Here is a 23,925-nt window from a genome sequence, read left to right on the forward strand (position 1 = left end):
ACTACTAAAACTTACTTGTCGTTCAACGCCACTACGCCTGGAAGTACTTTACCTTCCATGAACTCGAGCGATGCACCGCCACCTGTAGAGATGTGGTTCATCTTGTCAGCCAATTTGAACTTCTCAGCTGCTGCTGCGGAGTCACCGCCACCAATTACAGTGTAAGCTTCTGTCTCAGCGCAAGCTTCCGCTACTGCACGAGTACCCTGGGAGAATGGCTCGATTTCAAATACGCCCATTGGTCCGTTCCACACAACCAATTTGGAGTTTTTGATTACGCCAGCATAGATCTCACGTGTTTTAGGACCGATGTCGATGCCTTCCCAATCTGCTGGGATGCCGTCGATGTCAACGATTTGTGTGTTTGCTTTCGCACTGAAATCGTCAGACACTACGATATCTACCGGCAGGTAGAAGTTTTTGCCCAGTTTTTTCGCTTTTTCGATGAAACCGAGAGCAACATCAAGTTTGGAATCATCCAACAAGGATTGTCCAATTTCATGTCCTTGTGCTTTCAAGAACGTGTAAGTCAGACCGCCACCGATGATCACGTTGTCTGCAATGTTCAGCAGGTTGTCGATTACATCGATTTTGTCCTTAACTTTGGATCCACCAATGATAGCTGTGAAAGGACGCTCAGGGTTGGAGATTGCTTTACCCAACACTTCAAGTTCTTTCTCCATCAACAAACCGGACACTGCTGGAAGCAAGTGAGCGATTCCTTCAGTCGAAGCGTGTGCTCTGTGAGCCGCGCCAAACGCATCGTTAACGAAAACGTCAGCCAGTTCAGCAAATTGTTTTGCCAGTTCCGGATCGTTTTTCTCTTCGCCTGCGTGGAAACGAACGTTTTCAAGCAACAATACGTCGCCATTGTTCAGTTCAGCGATTTGAGCTTTAACAGCGTCACCAACAGAATCGTCAGCTTTAACAACTGTTTTACCAAGCAATTCAGACAAACGCTCAGCTGCTGGAGTCAAACGCAAGGATTCAACCACTTCGCCGTTAGGACGACCCATGTGGCTTGCCAAAATGACTTTAGCGCCTTTTTCAATCAAGAAGTTGATTGTAGGAAGCGTCGCACGAATACGTTTGTCATCTGTAATTTTACCATCTTCGAGCGGCACATTGAAATCTACACGGACAAAAGCCCGTTTTCCTGTCAATTCGATATCGCGTACACTTTTTTTGTTCATCTGTATTTCCTCCGCACCCATGTATTTGGTGGACCAATCAAGAGCTAAAATCCCTCGTCAATCCTGGTGTTTTTGAGAAATTTGCAAAATGTAGATATATAAAGAGCGGAAACAATATAGCATCTGTTTCCGCTCTATGTTATTGCAGATATTACTTAATCATTTTTGCAAAGTGCTCCAAAGTGCGAACCAATTGTGCAGTGTAGGACATTTCATTGTCATACCAAGCTACAGTTTTAACCAATTGTTGGTCGCCAACAGTCAGAACTTTAGTTTGAGTTGCATCAAACAGGGAACCGAAAGTGATTCCTTGGATATCGGAAGATACGATTTCGTCCTCTGTGTATCCGAAAGTTTCTGGATCGGAAGCTTCTTGCATAGCTGCGTTAACTTCTTCAGCAGTTACTTTTTTGTTCAGAACAGTTACGAGCTCAGTCAGGGAACCAGTAGCTACTGGTACACGTTGAGCTGCACCATCAAGGATGCCTTGCAGTTCTGGGATTACCAGACCGATTGCTTTAGCAGCACCAGTTGTGTTAGGGATGATGTTTTCAGCTGCTGCGCGAGCACGACGGAAGTCACCTTTAGGGTGTGGAGCATCCAACGTGTTTTGGTCGCCAGTGTAAGCGTGAATTGTAGTCATCAAACCTTGAACGATTCCGAATTTGTCTTGCAGTGTTTTTGCCATAGGTGCCAGGCAGTTTGTTGTGCAAGATGCGCCGGAGATTACAGTTTCAGTACCGTCGAGGATTTCATGGTTTACGTTGTAAACGATGGTTTTCATGTCGCCAGTAGCTGGTGCGGAGATAACAACTTTCTTAGCTCCACCTTTCAAGTGTTTCTCAGCTGCTTCTTTAGTTGTGAAGAAACCAGTACATTCCAGAACGATATCTACGCCCAGGTCGCCCCAAGGAAGTTCTTCCGGGTTACGGTTAGCCAATACTTTAACTTCTTTGCCGTTCACTTTGAAGAAGCCATCGTGTACTTCAACATCGCCATCGAAGCGACCTTGAGTTGTATCATATTTGAGCAAATGAGCGAGCATTTTAGCATCAGTCAAGTCGTTGATTGCTACTACCTCGATGCCTGCTACATTTTGAATACGGCGGAATGCCAAGCGTCCAATACGTCCAAAACCGTTAATACCTACTTTAATCATGAGTAAGTTCCTCCCAAGTTTTGATTAATTTTTTTATGAAACTTATATATTCAAGACAGACGGTGAAGTCCGTCAAGACAACAATAGTTGTGATGTAAAGTAAACCCTTATCCCATTTCAGCAACGATGACTTCGGCAGCTGCCTCATCAATAATCAGAATATCTTCCTGTCCAAATCGTAACACGGAATGTATAGCAGCAGCTTTGCTTTTGCCACCTGCAATTCCAATCACAACATCGGTTCGTTCAATATCCTGAAGTCGCATACCCAGTGTAAGCATGGTATGTACCACCTTACCCTGATCATTAAAGTAATAACCGAAAGATTCAGATACGGCTCCTTGCTCCTGAAGTTCATCTATGATCTCCGTCGCAAGTTTACGTCTTGTCGCCATCTCTACGGCATCACCAATTCCATGAATAACAATCCGCGATTTCCGAATCAGCTGCAGAATCTCCTGAACACTGGGGTCCTGGATTAATGATTCATAGGCATGATCACTAAGCAAATCCGGTACATGCAGGAGTTTGTATTGCGCTCCTACCCGTTTTGCCATTGTAGATGCAATCGTATTCGCCTGAATTTCAAGGCTTTCTCCAAGTCCACCGCGTGCCGGTACGAACCAGACACCTTTGAGCGATGTTGGCGGAGTCAGTTGCTCTGCGACTTCGGCCGTTGTTGATCCGCCAGTAACGGCGACAACGTCGTTGTCACTCATGATATTGCCGAGAGCCTTCGCTCCGGCTCTGCCCAGTTCCCTTTTGGCAAATGGAGAAACGTCCGAATCACCAGGAACCACAACTACCTTTTGCAGACCGTAGGCTTGCTTGATACGCTCTTCCAGCTCGGATAATCCGAACAACTCTTTGGCTACGGGCTCTAACTGCTGCAGCAAATCATACCCTGCCTCGCTGATCTTCATTCCTGCACTGTCAATTTCAATAAGTCCCTGAGCCTTTAACAGATCGGTCTCAGCCCTCAGAACCCGCTCGGTCATCTGCATGGAATTAGCTAACGTTCTCCGTCCGATCACATCCGATAACATGATCTGTTGCAGAATCGTATACCTCTTTTTCAAGATATCCATGAGATCAGGCAGAAGCTGCTTTTGTACTTCTAAAATCGTTCGCATGCTTTCCACTCCCGCAAGTTCTCGTTCTAAGCTCTCTTTCGTGGCCCTAAAACGTCCCGGGTTAACTTTTTAAGTCCCACGTCTATTCTACCTAAAACTGACGTGACATGCAAGTGTTTCAACGTGTTATTTCGACACGCATTCAGCGTTTGTACGCGCCTATTTTCACAATCCTAGACTTCCATGATCAAGGACTACCTCACGCATACCATATATAGAAGAAACAAATGAATTTAATCTACATATCGCCCAGAATCACATTTCATACGGCATGTCCAAAACCTCTAATAGCATTTACTTAAATGCACTCTTTATCCACTCTTCTTCATCATGATCATTTTTAGGTTAATCCAAACCAATAACCCAACGAACTGCTTGCAATTAAATATTTCATGAGCTATAATCATTATTGCTGTCACATAATGTGCGCCCGTGGTCCAATGGATATGACGTAGGCCTCCGAAGCCTGAGATCCAAGTTCGATTCTTGGCGGGCGCGCCATTTTTATTTAACAGCTCATAACCCATTTAACCAATGAAACCGGAAAGGTTTCTTTTTTTTGCAAGTTAGTTTGACTTTCTTTGACTTTTTGTTTGGAATTGTTTATTATGTGGGTAATACGGTAACAGTTTAAGTATAAGCACCAATAACATTTACATTCCAAGGAGGTTTTTCACGTGAGTTTTATTCCAATGGTCGTTGAACAGAGCAACCGGGGTGAGCGCGCCTACGACATCTACTCCAGATTGCTGAAGGATCGTATTATTTTCCTTGGTAGCGATGTTAATGACGTAGTGGCTAATGCCATTATGGCACAGATGTTGTTCCTGGCTGCGGAAGATCCGGAGAAAGACATTCACTTATACATCAACAGCCCAGGCGGATCAATTACAGCCGGTATGGCGATTTACGATACAATGCAATTCATCAAACCGGATGTATCTACCATCTGTGTAGGTATGGCCGCTTCCATGGGTGCATTCTTGTTGAATGCCGGTGCAAAAGGTAAACGTTTTGCGTTGCCTAACAGTGAGATCATGATTCACCAACCACTTGGTGGTGCTCAAGGTCAAGCTTCTGACATCGAAATTCGTGCTCGCCGCATCCTGAAAATGCGTGATACCTTGAACCGCATCATCTCTGAGCGTTCAGGTCAACCGCTGGAGCGGATTGAGAAAGATACAGATCGTGACTACTTCATGAGCGCTGCTGAAGCTGCCGATTACGGTATCATTGATAAAGTTATTGAAAACGTAGGTTCCCAAGGCATCTAAGTGTTATGTAGACCACGGGCTACGCGTTAATATATCAACACCTAACGTAATCAGCAACACCTCATTGTGTTGTCTATACGGGAAGAAGCCCTCATCATAATCATGATGAGGGCTTCTTTTTTCATTTTATAAGAAAGATAACTTAAGAGTGCATAATAATGATTCTTTATTTGGTTCCCGTTACATTACTGAAAGGTTCTGTGCCTTTAGGGAGAAGCTCTTTATACGTAAATGGCATTTCAGGGAATCCCTCTGCGTACGCCGTATACTCATACAACTGGAAGAACACGACCACACCCGTTGGTGTCACATAGAAATCTTGATCTTTATTCAACCCTTTATAACCATCGAGGTATCCGCCGCGGGCTTTCAGTTGTTCACCCACTTTTTTACTCAACGTCTCACGCATGGTTTTGTTATTTTGCAGCACATCATCTAACGTAAGCTCCTTGCCTGTGTCCAGTGCAAAGGTGTGGCCCGTACGGGTTGTCATACCATGAGCGCCAGCATAATCTTCGTATCGTTGTGTAATGAGTCCCAGCACGCCTTTTTCGTTGTACGTCACTACATAGGAGCTCTCAAATGCATATGGACGGTTGGCTGTTGCATTGCCGAATTCAGATGTCTGTTTTTTGAAGTCAGCTACATAAGCATCCACTTCGTCTTTGAGCACTTTGTTGATTGCCGCTTCAGCTTCTTTGCTGGCAAGTCCACTCACTTGCGGATATTGAACATCTACTTCAGCATTTTTTACAGTGACATTAACTGTTGCCGCTTTAATTTTAACGTTATTTTGTTTCACCTTGCTGAGTGTCAACGTTTTGGTTTTGCCATCCCAATTCCCCTGTACACCCAAATAATCTCTCATTGCTGAGAATGGAATATACAATCTGCCGTTGATCAGCTTTGCGTCCACTTGAGGATAATAGTTGTTAATTCGAACACTCGGCTCGCCATCCAATAGGCTGATCGTCATCGTGTTATTGGCTGCTGTCAAAGCGTACTCTTTGGTTTTCGCATCATATTTCAGCGTTCCACCTGCCACATCTTTAACTGCCGTAAGAGATACCCAAGTTGAGCCACCTTGGAGAACTCCTTTTTGAGTGAGTGTTTTTCCACCCGATTTCAGAGTTACCTCAGCCGGGGTTGTCACTTTCGAGGATACCGATGCCGCCTGAACCGAACTGTCCTGCCACACCGAACCGCTACCTACAATAATTCCTGCTGCAAGCAAAGCACTTGTCCATTTTTTCCATGATGTCATATATAAAACTCCTCTCTGAATTCACAATTAGGGATCATTGCGTATGTAATCCTGACCTGATCGCATATCTCATACGCTCACCTCTCTATTATAATTAACCCGATTTCGGAAAGGTTTACAGCTCGAGTTACAATGTTGATGAATATCAGACCGAAAATATATGGGGATATGACCTTTTTGTCACGAACAACTATACAAAAAAGATACCAATATACAGCATTCCATGTTGCTTCAAAAGGTACCCTCCTATCTAACTTCATCAAAGTTTGCTTTTCCAACAAAAAAAGACTCTGTCCACAGGACAAAGTCTTTGTCATTATTTCGTTGTACCCTTCAAATGACACTTGAAAAGGTTACTTGAGCTTACAACCCTTAGTTCAATCTTGTTTATTTCATTTCATACGTGATATTCAGGATTGTGCTTACTTTAACCTGGCCTGTTTCAATCTCAGTGCCACCTGCTGTATCTTGTGCTTTGGACATCAACGCCTCACTTGCATAGAACACAGGCACATTGGCATCACCTTGGCTTACGGAAAGAACAGCACCCAGTTGACGTTTAACTGCTTTTGCAATGGCGCCAGCTTTCACATCTGCATTGGCAACAGCCTTCTCAATCACTTGGGACTCATAACTTTCCGGATTTTCTACAGTAAAGCGCACGTTTTCAATATTGTTGGCACCTGCCCCCGAAGCAGCATCGAGCAACTCGCCGATCTTGTCCATCTCACGATATGTGACAGTCAGCGTATGATGCGCTGTATATCCTTTAATTTGCTGTCCGTCTTTTTCGCTATACGTATAGTTGGGTTGTACAGAGAACTGACTCGTTTGAATGTCGTCTGCACTGATCTTCCACGTGTTCTTCAGCAAATTGGATACTTTTTGAACTTTGGCAGCATTCGCTTTTTGAGCAGATGCAGCTGTCTCTGCAGTACTGTTCACACCAATGGACAGATAAGCGATATCAGGCTTCACCTGAATCTCACCTTTACCCACAACATTAATCACATTCTGTTGTACTCCCTGAACCTCTGCAGCGTAAGCATAGTTGCCTGGTGCAACCCATGCTGTTCCTCCAACAAGCAACGTACTTGCCACCAACACCGCACCAAACGGTTTCATCCATAGTTTACCCATCACGATAGCCTCCTTATGTGTTAACATCTCAAACTTTAATCGATTTGATACCTTAACAGACGGGACAAATTCCATAATGTTGCACTTGACGATAGCATAAACGTGAAAAACGCAAAAAAGCCCCTTTCGGGACTTCTTCATTGGATTGATCATATCTTATTGGTTTTCGAGCTCTTCCTTGCTTACCAGACTAACTAAAGCGTTTACAGCCTGTTCGGCATCCGCGCCTTCTGCACTAATCTGGATTTCCGTACCTGTGCTAATTGCAAGGCTCATGATCCCCATGATACTTTTTGCATTAACTTTTTTGTCGTCCTTCTCGACGAACACTTCAGACGAGTACTTATTCGCTTCTTGAACGAACAGTGCCGCAGGTCTGGCATGGAGACCCGTTTTCAAACGGACAACTACCGGGTGCTTTGTCATGGAAACTTACCCCCTTTTATGAAATCTGGACATTAAATACACAATTATATTTATACAACATTATACCATTAACCCGTGCAGGACACTAGAAGAAAAAACTCAGGGTGCTTTGACGGACGTTATCTTGCCCTATTTCATCTTTTGAACAGCACATCCAATGACCTAAGTAAGTCTTCTAGATCCTTAACGATTGACTTTCCCGACCTTTCTGTTCAGCAGAAACAGCCGACCTTGTTACTTTACCCTATGCCAACTTATCCATAACGTTCTGCGCGCACTTTCTCAGCCAACTCATCAATTTTACGAAGCCGATGGTTCACTCCTGACTTGCTGACTGTACCTTTAAGGAGTTCGCCCACTTCCTTCAGATTGATATCTGGATGAGCCAGTCGAACCTCAGCCACCTCGCGAAGTTTCTCAGGCAGCGATTCCAGACCAACTTCCTTTTGTAACAACCGGATATTATCGATTTGTCTTACCGCAGCGCCAATGGTTTTATTCAGGTTGGCAGTCTCACAATTGACAATCCGGTTAACGGAGTTGCGCATGTCTCGCATAATCCTTACATCTTCAAACTTGAACAAGGCCTGATGAGCACCAATGATGCTGAGCAGCTCAATGATTTTCTCGCCTTCCTTAATGTATAGGATGAATCCTTTTTTCCGTTCTATACACCGGGCATTCAGATGAAATTCATTGGCCAGGTCAACCAGTGCCTGACAGTGTTCTTCATACATGGACGCAATCTCCAGATGGTACGAGGAACCTTCCGGATTATTAACCGATCCACCGGCCAGAAATGCACCGCGAAGATAGGCCCGTTTACAACAGTTCTGCTGAAATAACTCCGTATTAATTCCTGGCGTAAACAGAAAACCTTCCGATACAATGTGAAGACTATTGAGAATCTCCTGTACCATGGTTGGAATACGAACAATATATACATTGTTCTTTTTCAGCCGCATTTTTTTGCGGACCAGTAATTCCGTATGCACTTGAAAATGCTTTTTAAGCAGAGAGTATGCCCGTCTTGCAATGGCGGCATTCTCCGTCGAAATATCCAAGATCACTTTTTTATTCGATAACTGCACTGCACCAAGCATACGGATGAGGGCTGAAAGTTCCGCCTTTTCGCAGCACGGTTCGCTCTCGATCATGGTTAACTCTTTTTTGGTCTGTGCTGCAAACGACATGGGACTTCACCTCTTCCGTAACATCCAATTTTGTACCAGTTGGTAGATGTGATGACTTAACTTGTCGGCATCATGACGCAGATAAGTCTTGAACAGAACAAGGGTATCTGCAACAACCTGATAGCCAGCACTTTCGAGTACATTCATATCCAGTACAACCGGTTTTGCTCCTTTTTCCGCATACTTATTCTGCACTTGCAGCGGAATATCACCATTATTTACGATAACATAGTCGAAGAGCTGATGACCTATATGCTCGTGTACCGCCTTAAGGTGGTCACTTACCGTATAGTTATCTGTTTCTCCAGGCTGTGTCATCACATTACAGATAAACATCTTCACCGCATCAGCCTCTACCACAGCTTCTGCAAGCTTAGGTACGAGCAGATTGGGAAGGATGCTTGTATAGAGGCTGCCTGGCCCGATCAGAATGGCGTCAGCTTGACGAATGGCCTCTACTGCCTCTGGCAACGGCTCCACGTGATCCGGTTCAAGGAAAACACGTTTGATGCGTCCACCCGCCTCAGGGATTTTGGACTCACCTGTAATAATTGTCCCATCTTCCATCTCCGCATGCAACACAACGGCCTGCCCGGCTGCTGGCAATACCTCACCTCGAACGGCAAACACGCGGCTAAGCTCCCGCACTGCGGTCACAAAGTCGCCCGAAATATCCGTCATTGCAGCCAAAATCAAATTTCCCAAGCTGTGGCCTGCAAGCCCCGCGCCTGTATTGAAACGGTACTTCAACATATCTGAAAGCAATGGTTCTACATCAGCCAGTGCCGTAAGCACGTTGCGAATGTCGCCCGGAGGCGGCATCTGTAGCTCATTGCGCAGGATGCCTGAACTTCCACCGTCATCTGCAACTGTGACGATGGCCGTGATATCCAGCGGCTTTTCTTTCAAACCGCGTAACATCACGGATAATCCGGTTCCGCCGCCCATTACAACTATTCTCGGACGTTCTCTTCGTGGTCCGGCCTCTTTCATCCCTTCACCCTCTTCAATGACGGTCCCGGTCAGCGTCGCGATGGCTCACGGTGACAGCTTCTGTCTCGCTGCTTCCCAACATCTTGCCCAAATATTCCGATATTGCTACCGAACGATGCTTGCCTCCGGTACAGCCGATTCCTATAATAACCTGGCTTTTGCCTTCCTTCCGGTATTGCGGAATCAGAAAATGCAGCATATCCAGCAGCTTGGTCAGAAACGCCTGTGTCTCTGGCCACTTCATAACATATTCGTACACATCACTATTCTGTCCCGTATTCGGTCGCAAATGATCAATATAATGCGGATTCGGTAAAAAACGTACATCAAACACCAGATCAGCATCAATCGGAATGCCATATTTGAATCCAAACGACGTAATATTCACCGACAGCATTTGGCTCTCCAGATGAGAAAAACGGGATATGATGCGTTCTTTCAGTTGAGCAGGCTTCATTGTACTAGTATTCAGTACCTGAGTCGCAGAGTTTTTGAGTTCCTCCAACATCTTGCGTTCCAGTCGGATGCCGTCCAGCGGCATGCCCTCAGGAGCCAGTGGATGTCTGCGCCTGCTTTCTTTGTAACGCTGAACAAGGACAGAATCTGTAGCATCCAGGAATAAAATTTCGCAATGAATGGTAAAATGATCTTTAATATAGTTTAAAGACTCTGACAGAGCCGTAAAGAATTCACGCCCGCGCAGATCGATAACCAATGCAACCTTACCAATCTTGCCGTTTGACTGTTCAATTAGTTCCGCAAATTTTGGAATCAATACCGGCGGCAGATTATCCACACAGAAGAAACCCAGATCCTCCAGGCTTTGTACTGCAATGGTTTTACCTGCTCCGGACATGCCCGTAATGATAATGAGCGTGGCGCCTGTGCCTGGTGAGCCTTCACCTTCAAGCATAAATGTCCCCTCCTTATCATATTGCTGTCTTCATATATTGTTACGAGGTCACTAGGAACGCAAGAGAAGACCTGCTGCACCCACAATACCTGCATTATTACCAAGTGTAGCTTCCAGAATCTGAACCCCTTCTTGCAGTGGTTCTGGTGTCAGCTTAGCAAATACGGTACGGATTTCATCGAACAAGAAATTGCCGGCTTTGGATACACCGCCACCAATGATGAACATCTCCGGGTTAATGACAGCCGCTACAGTAGCCATGGACTTGCCCAGGTAAAAGGCCGCACGGTTTACAATGCGCTGTGCCACTTCATCGCCTGCCTTGGCAGCATCAAATACTTCTTTGGCTGCAATCTTGTCGACGAGAGCCAGTGACGTATGATCACCACGTTCTACGGCGTCCTTCGCCATACGGATAATACCCGTTGCAGACGATACAGTTTCTACACATCCCATTTTACCACAGCCGCACTTGATGGCCTCCAGATCAGGTACAACACTGATATGACCCAGCTCTCCCGCCATACCAGAGAAGCCCTGATAGATGTTCCCATTCAAGATCAAGCCTCCGCCAACGCCAGTACCGAGTGTATAACATACGCAGTTGTCTACGCCTTTGCCGGCACCTGCCCATACTTCACCCAGTGCAGCCACGTTTGCATCGTTATCTATTTTGATTGGCTTGCCCAGACGTTCTTCCAGAATCGAACGAATGGCCACATTCCGAAATCCGATGTTAGGGGCATGAACGATAATTCCCTCGCGTACATTCGTGAAACCGGCCACTCCAGCACCTACACCCTCAAGCTGTTCCCAACTGTAAGGTGATTCGGCTACGATATGTCGGACATACTTCTCGATGTTGGCGATGACCGTGTCTACGCCCTTATCCACTTCAGTCGGTCCTTCATACGTATGCATTAGCTGACCTTGTTCATCGCATATACCGACCTTGATTGCTGTTCCGCCGAGATCGACCCCAACGTAGATTTTCTCAGACATGCTGCAAGCCACCTTTATCTATCTAAAATAGTTTAAGTCCTACGTACCAACTATAATTGAAGGATACGCCTGGGTCAAGACGATAAGACCTTGCATACATCATGTTTCACCAGGGTTGTGAACTACATCACATAGCATTTTTGAATACGTATACAATCTTATTACCTTCATTTATAAACGCACGCTTTATTCCTTCCTCCATAACAGAGGAAGCCTCAACTCATGATATTGCATCTTCACTCGTTCCATTCATAAAAGATGAACTTCGCCCCCTCATATAGGTGACTCGTCTTATGCACCCCGCCACCTGTCATTCTCATACAGAGAGCTATCGAATGACGGTATTATCAACAAAAAAGCGCCTTCCATAGTTAGAAGGCGCCCTTACTTTTATGAAAATCTGAAATTGTAGAAATTGGGCTGACTCAGTTGATTTTTCTACGTTATAACTTCGTTTCCACACGTACCGGCTCTTCTGTCTTCTCCATCTTGTTCACATCCAGAATATCGAGCAGGAAGACAAAGATCGGAATACCAATGATTAGTCCCCAGATCCCCAGGAAGTGTTGCGACAGAATTAGTACGATAAAGGTGTAGAACATTGGCAATTTGGTCTTGTGTGCCATCAGTTTTGGATTCAGGAAGTACGTCTCCAAGGCATGAATAACAATAATCATAATGATCACAATAATGCTTAATTTCAGTCCACCCATCTGATACCCAATCAGACAGAGCGGTACAAGTGAGATGATAACCCCCGCAACGGGAACCAGACTGAGCATGAACACCAGAATGGTCAGAGCGAACAGATACGGGAAACCCAGAATCCATAAGCCCAGTATCGTCAGTACCGTATTAAACACCGCAATAAGAAGCTGTGCCTCAATGACTTTACCAAAAGAAGACACGAATTTGTCTCCCAGATAAGCAACTTCATTGTAGAACCATCCAATTTTACTAGTTTTGAACTTGGACGTGAACTTGGATATCTCCTGCTTCTGCAATAAGAAGAACAGACTCAGAATGATGACGAGCAGAATAAACTCCAGCCATTTGCTCAAAGCGAAAATATATTTCAATGCATCATTGGTGTAATTTTTAATATCGAAGGATTGAAGATAACCTGCAATTTTGGATGCAAAATTATCACCGTCTGCACTATCCAGAAATTTCATAATCTCGTTCGTCAACTGAACGACCTGATCCACGATCCGTGGTGAATATCTGGAAATGCCAAGCACAATGACTGCGATCACAATCATATAGAGCAGGATGACCACAACTTTATAATTGATTGGAAACAACCGATTCAAACCACCTGTAATGAAATGCTGTAACCTGTTCATGACATATGTCACCAGGAACAACAGCAGAATCATGTGCAGCATACTCCCCATACTGAACAAAATTAAACAGAACAAGAGCAGGATCAAAAACCGTCTCACTGTCGCATTCTGTAACCAATCTTTTATCATTTCCCCCAAAATCTTCACCTCACAGCTAATATGCCCTATATGTATACGATCTCATGCCCACTGTAGTTTCAAAAAAAGAGAAGCCTTCCGGCTTCTCTCATTTCATGAGACTTCCCGTTGTCTCTTATTCCTAGCATATGCCTAACCTCACGCATGCAATGCTTATTTATCCAACGTTTCGCTCCAATCATGGACAATGCTTCCTTCAAGGAACTTCTCACAATCCATCGCAGCCATACATCCTGATCCTGCAGCCGTAATAGCCTGACGATACTTCGTATCTTGAACATCACCACAGGCGAATATACCCGGAATATTGGTCTCCGTTGTTCCCGGTTTAACGACAACATAGCCATGTTCGTCCAGTGCGATCGCATTACCCAGGAATCCGGTATTCGGTGTGTGACCAATGGCAACGAATACGCCATCTGCTTCAAGCAACTCTTCCTGCCCCGTCTCGTTGTTGCGCACCTTGAGCCCTTTGACACCCAGCGCTTCAGGTACGACCTCAAGAGGAGTACGGTTCAGTGCCCACTTCACCTTTTCATTGCTGCGAGCCCGATCCTGCATAATTTTGGATGCACGCAATTCATCCCGGCGGTGAACCAATGTCACGTCTGTTGCAAAACGAGTCAGGAAACTCGCTTCCTCCATCGCGGAGTCACCACCGCCAACGACCACAATTTTTTTACCACGGAAGAAGAAGCCGTCACATGTCGCACATGTACTTACACCACGTCCTACATTTTCCTGCTCGCCCGGAATACCAAGATAACGTGCGGAAGCACCTGTGGAGATAATGATCGATTCAGCTTCCAGTTCACCGATTCCTCCAACTTTGACCTTGAAGGGCGGTTTGCTGAAATCAACCTCTTCCACCCAACCGTTTTTGAATTCCGCTCCAAAACGTTCAGCTTGCTTACGCATGTTGTCCATCAGTTCCGGACCCATAATACCTTGTGGGAAACCGGGGAAATTCTCAACTTCCGTTGTCGTCGTCAATTGACCACCCGGCTGAAGACCTTCGATAACCAGCGGTTTCAGATTAGCACGGGCCAGATATATCGCTGCTGTCAGACCCGCAGGTCCCGTTCCGATCACAATCGTTCTGTATTTAGACATATAGATACAGCCTCCTTAATTAAGGTGAGAATGTGTTGTACTAGCGATGAACTTGCCAAGATGATATCCTACAGGCGTTTACGAGGCCCATTCGTTAAGTTTACCCGTTTTCCCGGTTGTTGTATCCTTCACCTGATGATGTCTTTCTGAAAACGAGTTGAAGCGAACTTTCTATACAAGTGGTGGCTTGCTGTTACAAACCGAATGAATCTGTTTAGCATACTTGCTAACCGTTGATGCCGATATCCCATAACGCTCAGCAATGCTTTGATAGGTAACGGGCCGACTGTGATTCTTCGCTGCCAAATATTCAAGTCCCGCAGCCCAACCCTCAATCTGCTTCGTACCTGGAACCTCCGGATGTACCCGGGATACATAATCCGTCCAGAGCCGTTCCATCTCTTGCTGCAACTCAGCCTTTGCTTCAGACATCTGTAACGCACGATCAACAACAGCCTGCCAATGGGAGGTTGAACCAGTGTCCGATTGCTCTGATGTGGATGGAACCTTCCCAATAGACTTCAAGGCTACAGGAGAAAAGGGTCGAACCACCTGAGAATTCCGATCCTCATGTTCAGCCGATTTCAATCCGTTCAGTACAGCTTGTGCTGCCTCAAGCAGATCCTGTTCTTCTCCAGTCTCTTCAATAAAGGATTGCAGAGCCTGCTGCACCTCATAGTCACCGATCATCCCAAGCGCATGAATAACCTGTAGCTTGGTTGCCCGATCACCATGACGCAATGCCCAGAAGAAAGATGAGCGAATCAGTGGATCATTTTTCATTTCTTCAGGTATGCCACTACCATAGTTCTCCCACTGTCTGAATTGCTCATCAAATGGCAGATGATAGTGATAACTCAGCTTCTCCGGCTCTTGCTCGCCTTGTCTCACAGCCTCAAGACCTGACAGATAATACCGGGATACTTCGGAACCCGGATCAAGCTTGGACACGTGATGCCATAAACGCTCAGCTGCATCATACCGTTCTGTATTATAAGCCGCCACGGCTGCATAGTGAGCAAGTGCCGGATCAGCAGCTGTCTCTTCGTCCTTGAGCAAACGCCGGAAGTGAACATAAGCCGTATCGTGTTGGCCCAGAATTCCCATTGTTGTCGCCAGTTTGTAGACTTGTTCGTGCTGGAATGGCACGATGACCCGCAATTTTTTGATCAGAAGCAGCACTTGATCAGCCCGGTTCTCATTTTGATGGAAAATGGCCAGATTACAGAGTGCATGCAGATTACCCGGTTCCTGTTCAAGTACTTCGGCAATGGTCTCTTTTGCTTTGGGAAACAGACCCATATAATAGTAGGCGAGTGCCAGATTGTTACGGGCAGCCAAGTAATCAGGATAATCAGAAGACATGCCTTCGAGCAATTCAGCAGCCTGTGCAAATTTTCCTTCTTCCAGCAGTTCCCGTGCCTGATCGTGCTCCACTACACCTTTGCGTGATTTGATTCGATTCAGTTTGGTCGGACGATCCAGCTCATAATACAGAAGCTCCATCATCTCTTCGGCTTCCGTCATGAACTGACCTTGGGTGTCCTCCTCCAGATAGGTAACAAGTGCTTGCTCGGCTTCCTCAAACCGATCCATATTTGCATAATTGTTCGCCATATAAAAATAACATTCCGTCATCGACGGATCTACCACTTCCAGCACGTTAGCCAGAATGGCATTGGAGGCTTCGTAATCCCCCTTCTCCGATAATATACCCGCCATATTACAATGATTTACCGGATTTTCCGGTTCGTATTCAACAGCTTTGCGAAAATATTTTAATGCCTTGTCGACATGATTACGGTCCAGCGAGCGGACAGCTCTTTCAAAGAAGAAAGAAGCATCCAAGTGAATCGGTATAATATTGGCAAGGTGTCCCTCAGCCCGCACTAGCTTGCCCTTCATCTTCCAAGGCACCTCCTCTTTGCATTTCATTCATACTCTTCAGTATACCACATCTTAAGGCCCACTTCTCAATATGTAGTTTCATGTCGTTTATGAAAAAAATGCAAAAGAAGGTGATATTCCATTTTGCGGAAACCTATCACCTTGGAGCGTTGTTTATTCAGTTGTTTATTCAAAGGAAACCCATCTTTTCCTAGAGACTCCTGCACTCGCTTGCCAAGGATCTATTTGCAGTATTACATTAGTCCATTCTTATCACTTACGGGACGTTTAACTGGATTCGGTCCGGTTATGATGAGATGAGTGTAGTCTATGGTATTATTATCCTTATTGTCCTTTTTAGTGGTTTATCTCCATCAAAAACCAAACAACGTATATTAGCTCTGTCCGTCAGCCTCTTTTTCGCGTATGTAATTAAAAATAAAGACACATCATTATTATTTTAAGGAGATGTTATATTGACGATCTCGAAGATAAAACCAATTGTATTCATCTTAATCTGCTTGTTTGCTTTGAATGGATGTTCAAAAGATATAGAAAACATAGAAAATCAGTTTACATTAGATGATGTACTGAGAGCGCTCGAGTCTCAAGAACTGGATTTAGTGTCCTTTGGTATAACCGGGTATCCTTTGAAATTAAATGATGTTGTACCTGAGGTGTACTCCGTTGAAGTGCCCGTGGAAGAAGAACCATATAGCCCTGAATTTATACATTTTTATATTTTCAATTCTGAAAAAGATCGCATCAACGGGACAAAAGAATTCAATAAACATATGGAAAGCGCCCAATTCACAACATTCCCTTTTCTATATGAGAAAGGAAATGTTTTTATCGTTTACTGGAGCAAAACCAAAGATAATCCTATGTTCACTAAACCAATCGAAACTGCGTTAGAGCAACTGAAATGATAATAGTTCATACATTACTGGACTGAGCTCGATAGTGGGAATATCATTTAGAACGCTAATTGCAGTCATTCGTCATTCGTGAAAAAAAGAAGACCGATTCCATAGGCTCGGTCTTCTAATGTTATGGCTTTAAAGATCCAACAGATTTAAAGCTTTAACCCCATCGAAGGAGAAAGTGAAATTTGAATAGTTTTATCAAAAGGCGTCATGAAATTGACCAGCACAACCTTACACTTGTCCGGCAGTTTTGCCTCACGTACCGTTGCCGCCAGATGCCCCAGCTCGCCCCCGGTAATCTCCAGCCAGTCTTCTCCGCAGGTATAGCGTAATGTACCGCCTTTCCACAAATAATGACCCTCACTCGTTTCAATTGCGTCCTCACAGGTCAGTTCACCTTCGCTTCCGAATACAAAGGACAACTGCATCATAATGTCTTCCGGTTCCTGTCCAGATAGATGCATGGTCCATCCGTTTTCCGTTGGCTGTAATTCTGCTCCTACACGGAAGGTCTGCTCATGAGTAAGCTGACGACTCTGATGAGGCAACAAGTACCATGGACTGATGGCTGATGCAGCCGATTCTGGCAGCAGGTTCGCAGGGATTGGGCCGTAGTAACCTTTTTTCTGCTCACCAGTTAGTCGATACCCTTCGGACAGCCTCGTCATTTGCTGCATAGGTACATACCCTGGATTAAAGTAAGAAGCCAGTTGCACTGCCAGCAGGCGCACCTTGCCATGACGAAGAGCGAAGAAAGAAGGAACTTCTGTCATCACAGTCACACTAGTAGCGCCATCCCGAATTCGGGCTACCGGAGCACCAAAGTCCGTATGCATCCGACTGTGCGAGATATGTCCGTGATGCCCTACTGAGTCCATCTGTTTCAAATATTCGCCCCGTACAAAATGTTCATTCAGCATGACCTCATACTGTTCCGGTAATGCATCACGTGTATCATTCGTCTGCTGAAGCTCCGGCTCAAGCATTAATCGAATGAGTGTATTCACCGAACATACTCCCGGATCGATCAATGTGTCTCCAGCCCAGGCTGCCATACCTGCAAAGAGTGGGTCACCGTCCAGCCGAGCCAAAATGGCATAAGGCAGATAGTAAGGTGACAGATCATGAACACTGCCCAGATCCTGTCGCCCTGAATAATCCGTAACAATTTCACCCGTTGGATGGACCAGATACACCATCATGCGGAGATTAAGCCTCACCGGTTCCAGCAGTTCAGGACGATTAAGCAGGCGCGCGGCATGAATTAACATGATGTCGCTAACTGCGCTGTATATCCCGTTGCTTCGTTCGGTCCACTCCCCATCGGGTGTAATATCCATGCCTTCCGCCAGCCACTGCTCTGCGCGCTGCACAGCTTCCTCCACACCAAAAATTTCATGCAAGAAACCGAGCGCCGCGCATAGCACCCATCGATGATTCGGCGTATGACAGCCTCCTGTAAGCATGGTTGGGATTGTCCGTTCCAGAAATAGCCTCATATTGTTCAATACAGGTTGCAGTGGCTCCCATTGTTGCTGTAGAAGAAGCTGATACAACTGTGAGTACCCCACAACTACAAATGCGGTATCGGGAGGGGAATGGTAATTAGTCCAGCCTGGCGATATTGAACCATCTTCATGCTGGAAGCGAAGTACATATTCCGTAGCTAACAGCAGTCGATTTAACAACGCTTCGTCCCGGTAATAGATAGAGTCCGGATTGGAAAGCGCTGCTCCCCAGTAACACATATCCGTGGGCGTTCCAGTCGTATGGTTGACCCAGGCAACACCTGTGTAGGGATCGATAGTCCCTCCATAGTAACGGCTTTCCGGGTCAAGCATCTGCCGGGATGTGCCTCTTTCTACCGCTCTGTCATTACTCTCCACCAATTGTTTATACATGTGCAGTCCCTCCATACCAATGCATTCTCCCGATGTGAGGAGTATGTTGCTCCAGCGCCTTCAATTCAGAACGGAGGCATAAGCATACCGCCGTAAGTGAGTTCATTTTTTCTCGTCAGTATATACCATATAACAACAAAAGTCGCTAGAAAATACGTGCTTGTATAACTACATATTTAGGGTCTTCGTCCCTGAGGAAATAGTCGTTGAACACACCCTATGAACGCGACAACTGTTTCCAAAATCACCACGCCTACTCTGTCACTCCAAGCTTTTTCATAAGCAAGTCATGACTCTCATGGATCTCTTCTGCCTTACAGGCAGACTTCAACTCATACACCTTCACCTGTGCGCGGCGAATCATCGGCAGATAGGCATCATAGAAGTTCATATCCTTACTGTGTACATACGGGCACCAGTGATCAGAGAGACCAAGTGTCTCATGGATATGGACCCCTACGATATCATCCATCAGCCCCTGCATTTCTCCCACACTGTCATAGAGGCCCATTCGGTCCATCATGATGGCATGACCGGTATCGTACCAGATACCAACCGGAGCCCCTTTGAGGGCCGTGATGATGGTCTTGGCTTCGGCAAGGGTAGGAATCTGTTGTGGTCGCGATCTTGTCTCGATGCCAAAACGAACATTTAGACCTTTAGCTGCCGCCCGATTGCATACCTCATCCAGACTGGCGATAATTTTCTCCACATACCCTGAACTGAGGGCTTCCCGCCGCTCCATCAATTCAGCCCATTTGCTGCGATACTTCGGTGAGTCCGGACCTTCCTCGTTATAGATCCTTCCAAGGTCTTTGCTGATATCCTCAGGAAAAGGTACCTCTCCCGGGTGTACAACAACAGCTTCTCCCCCATAACGTTGGGCATATTCAGCCGACTCTACCAGTAATTCGATCGCCCGCTTACGTTTCACTTCATCTTCGAAGCCGAGCAAGATGGAATCCGTACCGTAGTCTGGATCAGGATCATGTGGAAAAGTGTTGTGGACACTAGAAATTCCGATCTCTCCACGCTCAATCATGGGCTCAATCGTCGTGAGCATCTCCTTCGTCACATTATAATTGAGCTCCACCCGACGAAAGCCGAGATCCGCAATCTCCCGAATCATATCTTCCCCGACATCATGTTTTCGGATATTCCAGCATGTGGAGAACGAATATATACCCTTATCTATGTGCCGCATCTGTTTTCCCTCTCCTTCCCAATAGCTGGTACTTGCCTGGTAGTTTATATCAACCTTTTACCGCACCAAGCATGGCACCGCTGACAAAATACTTTTGCAGCCACGGATAAACAAGCAGAATGGGTACCGTTGCAAATACAACAGTAGCTGCCTTGAGACTTTCCGGAGTCAGTGGTGTGCGGTTAGCACCTTCCATCAATGTAAGCTCACTCACCATGTTGTTTTGAACCATTTGGAAGAGCTTCAGTTGTAGTGGATACAACTTAGGATCATTAATATACAACAGTGAGTCCTGGAATCCATTCCAGCGACCGACCGCATAGAATAGCGCTAATGTGGCAAGTACAGGCATGGATAATGGCAGTATGATTTTAAATAGCGTGTGTACATGTGAGCTACCGTCAATTTCTGCTGATTCTTCCAGACTTTCAGGAATGCCTCTGAAAAATGAGATCAGGATAATCAGGTTAAATGGACTTACCAGTCCAGGTAAGATCAGCGCCCAAACAGAATTCAGCATATTGAGATCACGAATGAGCAAATACTCGGGAATCATCCCGCCACTGAAGAACATCGTAATGATGATGACATACATGAAGAGCTTGCGCCCTTTCAATTTTTTCTTGGTTAACGGGTATGCAGCAGCAAGTGTGAATAACATGCACAACACTGTGGTTACCACTGTCAGAATAGTCGTAAAGCCCAGTGAATATAGCATGGATTGATCAGAGAATACTTGAATATACGAATCCCAGTTAAATTCTTTAGGAAAAATAGTCACTTCTCCTGAAGTAATAGCCCGGTTAGAACTTAGAGATATCGCAATGGTGTGCAAAAATGGAGCCAGACAAAATATAACAAACAAACTGATAAAGGAGATATTAACGATATCAAAAATCCGATTTGAGGTGCGTTCACTCATATGCGCACAGCTCCTTTACTGATGGTCTATACATACAAGCCGATTGGCGTATCTTTCATGCCTTTGATAACTTATAAAATCCCTTCGCCGGTTGCCTTTTTTGAAATATAGTTAGAGCCAAGTACAAAGATTAGCCCTACAACAGCCTGAAATAGTCCTACGACAGTTGCCAGCGTGTATTGTCCTGATTCAAGGCCGACCCTGTATACAAATGTACTAAGTACATCTGAATATTCACGTACGGCTGTGTTACCGATAATATAAGGCCGATCAAAACCAATGCTGACCATATGTCCGAGATTAAGAATGAGCAAGGTCACAATGGTTGGTTTAATACTTGGCAACGTAATATGCCAGATTCTTTTCAGTCTTGAAGCTCCGTCAATCTCGGCGGCCTCAAACAATTCCTTGTTCACACCGGTTAATGCAGCCAAATAAAGAATGGTACCCCATCCTGCACTCTGCCAGACACCTGTGAACAGGTACGTCACAAGCCATGGGTTTTTCTCTGTCAAAAATGGTATTGAATTTAAGCCCATACTTTCCAACACACCGTTAACCATACCGGATTGATTGCCGAACAATTGGTATACAATTCCCCCGATGATAACCCAGGAGATAAAGTGAGGAATGTACAGAATCGTTTGCGATATTTTTTTAAACCATTTAAATCGAACTTCATAGAGCATGATGGCCAATAAAATTGGAGCAGGGAACGAAACAAGCAGGTCGAGGAAATTTAGCATGAAGGTATTTCGTAATGTGGTGTAGAAGTCCCGCATTCCAAATACTTCACGGAAAGCATCGAAACCGATCCACTCACTCCCGTTGATGCCCTGAAACAAGTTGAAATCCTTAAAAGCGATCTGAACCCCGTACATTGGGCCGTAACGAAAGATCAAGAAGTAGATCAGAGGCAGTGAGATGAGCGCATATAATTGCCAATACCTTTTCAAGTATGTGATGGTCAAGTCGGTTTCCTCCTATCAACAGAGAAACGGCTGTGCCGCCCATACTGGCGGCACACGTTCCTTCCAAAGTTATGCGGTAAATTACATATTGATTTAGTAATCACAAGATGAACCTGCTTATTTAATAACGCTTACTGAAGTGCTGCTTCAAGCTCTTTCTTCAGTTCTGTGCCACCCAGTGACATGAAATCATTCATTTCTTTTTCATATACCGCTTCGAAGTCTGCCGGTTTAGCCATCGCAGTTTTCACAATAAGCACTTTCAACTTATCATTTAGCGCTGTACCATATTTAGATTCTGCTTCAATTGGTTTGCTGAAGATAACCGGGCCGATCGTATCCGTATTAGCGATATCAATGGACTGCCTCATCAGCTCCTGGTTACGTTCTGGGAAGCCTGCAATCCATGCGGCTTCATTGGCTGCCTGATCTCCAACAACTTTACCGTTGGCAATAATGGCCATGTCACCACCGTTGTAGATACGATCTTTGACATCCTGTGGTGCATCATCTTTAACAACTGGAACACCATCAACCATATCGTAATTTTCACCTTCGACACCGGTGTTCATCTCTAGCAAGTTCGTTCCAGAAGCCATCCAGTCTAGGTATTTCACTGCTTCAACCGAACGTTTGCTGCTTTTTGGAATCATGATGTACATACCGTTGCTACCATAGCGTGATTTGATGTGTTTATTGTCCACATTCGAGTTGGTGTAAGCGTCAACTGCTACAACTTTGCTATCCGGTACATTTTTGTACAAATTATCAAGCATACCATCTGCATACAGAATCTGACCTACGTCCTCAGACATGTAGCCGATATTACCGTTCTGGAAGTCTTTGACCAATTGCGTTTTTTCTTCATCAAGACTGAAGTCCTTGCTGATCAGACCTTCATTGTAAAGCTTGTTAAGGAACTGCATCGCATCTTTGAAGCCATCATGCAATGGTAGCTCGTAACGCTGACTGTAAGTAAGTCCATCTTGTACGGGTTTAATAAATGAGTAAATCAATGTCTCGTACTGGGCTGGGGCAAGTGCCATACCCATTGGGATGTTTTTGCTGCCCAGATTACCCGGATCTTTCTCTTTAAATGCTTTCAGAGTTTCGTAAAGCTCATCCGTTGTCGTTGGAGCCTTCATTCCAACTTTGTCGAGCCAATCCTGGCGGATATAAGAATTGTAGCGGGAAGTAATGGCACGTTTACCCGGAATAGCGAATTGCTGACCTTCAAGCTGACCAAATTTCAACAGGTCTTCGCCGAGATATTCTTTTAAGTTAGGTGCATGTTCATTAAGAAGTTCACCTACTTCAGTTAGACCACCTTGCTGAGCATAACGGTAGAACACACTGGAGTCGTATACAAACACAATATCTGGAACGTCGCTGGGGCTGGCCATTAACACGTTGAGCTTGGTTGTTTCTTCTGAACGTTGAACAGGTACGAATTGCACATCAATGTTATTCGGATCGCCGAATTTCTCTTGAACAAATTTAGTTAAGTAGTTGTTAGTGATCGTATGTGGAGAAGGACTGTTACCACGATCGAAAACCTCCACTTTCAAAGTAACACGCTCACCATTCGTTGTTGCCCCGCCTTCTGCTGATTCTTTTTCTGATGCAGACGAGCACCCCGCAAGTAAGGACACTCCCATTACCATCGTAAGTGCCAGACCCATCCATTTCTTCTTACTCCCCTTGGTTGCTTTTCCAATCATTTTGTCATCCCCTTTTACTTTGCGTGAATGTTTAAGGCTTGCTCCGAGTATTCCACATCTTCCCGAACTCTAGCAATAAACCAGTTTCGGAAGCGCTTACAAACGG

20 protein-coding genes and 1 tRNA gene are annotated in these 23,925 nt (G+C 45.2%); 3 read left to right on the top strand and 18 right to left on the bottom strand.

The window, feature by feature from the left end; translation table 11 throughout:
* Window positions 1-11 precede the first annotated feature (11 nt).
* The 3 genes from QF049_RS22495 to QF049_RS22505 all read right to left on the bottom strand — a co-directional run bounded on the left by QF049_RS22495 (window position 12) and on the right by QF049_RS22505 (window position 3,485).
* Entirely contained in the window at window positions 12-1,193 is a 1,182-nt protein-coding gene (locus QF049_RS22495) for a phosphoglycerate kinase (protein WP_307540739.1), read from the bottom strand.
* Window positions 1,194-1,344: 151 nt separating this feature from the next.
* Window positions 1,345-2,352 carry a type I glyceraldehyde-3-phosphate dehydrogenase gene (gap, locus tag QF049_RS22500; RefSeq protein ID WP_017691243.1) on the bottom strand — a complete coding sequence of 336 codons (1,008 nt, stop codon included), beginning with the start codon at window positions 2,350-2,352 and terminating at the stop codon, window positions 1,345-1,347.
* A 107-nt stretch (window positions 2,353-2,459) separates the two neighbouring features.
* The gene (locus tag QF049_RS22505; RefSeq protein WP_307540742.1) at window positions 2,460-3,485 is read right to left on the bottom strand and encodes a sugar-binding transcriptional regulator; all 1,026 of its coding nucleotides are present in this window, start codon (window positions 3,483-3,485) and stop codon (window positions 2,460-2,462) included.
* A gap of 426 nt (window positions 3,486-3,911) precedes the next feature.
* On the opposite strand from QF049_RS22505, the gene QF049_RS22510 reads away from it, so the two are divergent.
* Window positions 3,912-3,986, top strand: a tRNA-Arg gene (locus QF049_RS22510).
* A 176-nt stretch (window positions 3,987-4,162) separates the two neighbouring features.
* The gene (gene clpP, locus QF049_RS22515) at window positions 4,163-4,759 is read left to right on the top strand and encodes an ATP-dependent Clp endopeptidase proteolytic subunit ClpP (RefSeq protein WP_017691245.1); all 597 of its coding nucleotides are present in this window, start codon (window positions 4,163-4,165) and stop codon (window positions 4,757-4,759) included.
* Window positions 4,760-4,925: 166 nt separating this feature from the next.
* On the opposite strand, the gene QF049_RS22520 is transcribed toward clpP, so the two are convergent.
* The 10 genes from QF049_RS22520 to QF049_RS22565 all read right to left on the bottom strand — a co-directional run bounded on the left by QF049_RS22520 (window position 4,926) and on the right by QF049_RS22565 (window position 16,192).
* Complete coding sequence (locus QF049_RS22520; protein WP_307540744.1) at window positions 4,926-6,023, bottom strand: stalk domain-containing protein; 1,098 nt, start codon at window positions 6,021-6,023, stop codon at window positions 4,926-4,928.
* A 387-nt stretch (window positions 6,024-6,410) separates the two neighbouring features.
* Entirely contained in the window at window positions 6,411-7,163 is a 753-nt protein-coding gene (locus tag QF049_RS22525; protein WP_307540746.1) for an SIMPL domain-containing protein, read from the bottom strand.
* 156 nt (window positions 7,164-7,319) lie between these two features.
* Complete coding sequence (locus QF049_RS22530; RefSeq protein WP_017691248.1) at window positions 7,320-7,589, bottom strand: HPr family phosphocarrier protein; 270 nt, start codon at window positions 7,587-7,589, stop codon at window positions 7,320-7,322.
* Window positions 7,590-7,843: 254 nt separating this feature from the next.
* Window positions 7,844-8,782: a DNA-binding protein WhiA gene (gene whiA / locus QF049_RS22535; RefSeq protein ID WP_076216883.1), complete on the bottom strand. Its 939-nt coding sequence runs from the start codon at window positions 8,780-8,782 to the stop codon at window positions 7,844-7,846.
* 6 nt (window positions 8,783-8,788) lie between these two features.
* Window positions 8,789-9,775, bottom strand: coding sequence for a gluconeogenesis factor YvcK family protein (locus tag QF049_RS22540; protein WP_017691250.1), 987 nt, complete (start codon window positions 9,773-9,775; stop codon window positions 8,789-8,791).
* Between the two features lie 13 nt (window positions 9,776-9,788).
* The gene (rapZ, locus tag QF049_RS22545) at window positions 9,789-10,688 is read right to left on the bottom strand and encodes an RNase adapter RapZ (RefSeq protein WP_017691251.1); all 900 of its coding nucleotides are present in this window, start codon (window positions 10,686-10,688) and stop codon (window positions 9,789-9,791) included.
* A gap of 51 nt (window positions 10,689-10,739) precedes the next feature.
* Window positions 10,740-11,690 (bottom strand): ROK family glucokinase, encoded by a 951-nt coding sequence (locus tag QF049_RS22550; protein WP_062837749.1) that lies wholly within the window; start codon window positions 11,688-11,690, stop codon window positions 10,740-10,742.
* 443 nt (window positions 11,691-12,133) lie between these two features.
* Entirely contained in the window at window positions 12,134-13,165 is a 1,032-nt protein-coding gene (locus tag QF049_RS22555; RefSeq protein ID WP_036616412.1) for an AI-2E family transporter, read from the bottom strand.
* A gap of 162 nt (window positions 13,166-13,327) precedes the next feature.
* Complete coding sequence (trxB, locus tag QF049_RS22560; protein ID WP_307540749.1) at window positions 13,328-14,287, bottom strand: thioredoxin-disulfide reductase; 960 nt, start codon at window positions 14,285-14,287, stop codon at window positions 13,328-13,330.
* 171 nt (window positions 14,288-14,458) lie between these two features.
* Window positions 14,459-16,192, bottom strand: a complete 1,734-nt coding sequence (locus QF049_RS22565; protein WP_307540752.1) for a tetratricopeptide repeat protein — start codon at window positions 16,190-16,192, stop codon at window positions 14,459-14,461.
* A 458-nt stretch (window positions 16,193-16,650) separates the two neighbouring features.
* Here QF049_RS22565 and QF049_RS22570 point away from each other — a divergent pair, with 458 nt between their 5' ends.
* The gene (locus QF049_RS22570) at window positions 16,651-17,103 is read left to right on the top strand and encodes a hypothetical protein (RefSeq protein ID WP_307540754.1); all 453 of its coding nucleotides are present in this window, start codon (window positions 16,651-16,653) and stop codon (window positions 17,101-17,103) included.
* 146 nt (window positions 17,104-17,249) lie between these two features.
* On the opposite strand, the gene QF049_RS22575 is transcribed toward QF049_RS22570, so the two are convergent.
* From QF049_RS22575 to QF049_RS22595, 5 genes are all read right to left on the bottom strand, one after another.
* Complete coding sequence (locus QF049_RS22575; protein ID WP_307540757.1) at window positions 17,250-19,001, bottom strand: hypothetical protein; 1,752 nt, start codon at window positions 18,999-19,001, stop codon at window positions 17,250-17,252.
* 253 nt (window positions 19,002-19,254) lie between these two features.
* Window positions 19,255-20,205, bottom strand: coding sequence for a sugar phosphate isomerase/epimerase family protein (locus QF049_RS22580; protein WP_307540759.1), 951 nt, complete (start codon window positions 20,203-20,205; stop codon window positions 19,255-19,257).
* A 49-nt stretch (window positions 20,206-20,254) separates the two neighbouring features.
* The gene (locus tag QF049_RS22585; protein ID WP_307540761.1) at window positions 20,255-21,127 is read right to left on the bottom strand and encodes a carbohydrate ABC transporter permease; all 873 of its coding nucleotides are present in this window, start codon (window positions 21,125-21,127) and stop codon (window positions 20,255-20,257) included.
* A gap of 71 nt (window positions 21,128-21,198) precedes the next feature.
* Window positions 21,199-22,098 carry an ABC transporter permease gene (locus tag QF049_RS22590; RefSeq protein WP_124118325.1) on the bottom strand — a complete coding sequence of 300 codons (900 nt, stop codon included), beginning with the start codon at window positions 22,096-22,098 and terminating at the stop codon, window positions 21,199-21,201.
* A 131-nt stretch (window positions 22,099-22,229) separates the two neighbouring features.
* Window positions 22,230-23,819, bottom strand: a complete 1,590-nt coding sequence (locus tag QF049_RS22595) for an extracellular solute-binding protein (protein ID WP_150364654.1) — start codon at window positions 23,817-23,819, stop codon at window positions 22,230-22,232.
* Between the last annotated feature and the right edge of the window lie 106 nt (window positions 23,820-23,925).

The sequence above is a fragment of the Paenibacillus sp. W4I10 genome, from assembly GCF_030816325.1.
Lineage (GTDB): Bacteria > Bacillota > Bacilli > Paenibacillales > Paenibacillaceae > Paenibacillus > Paenibacillus amylolyticus_B.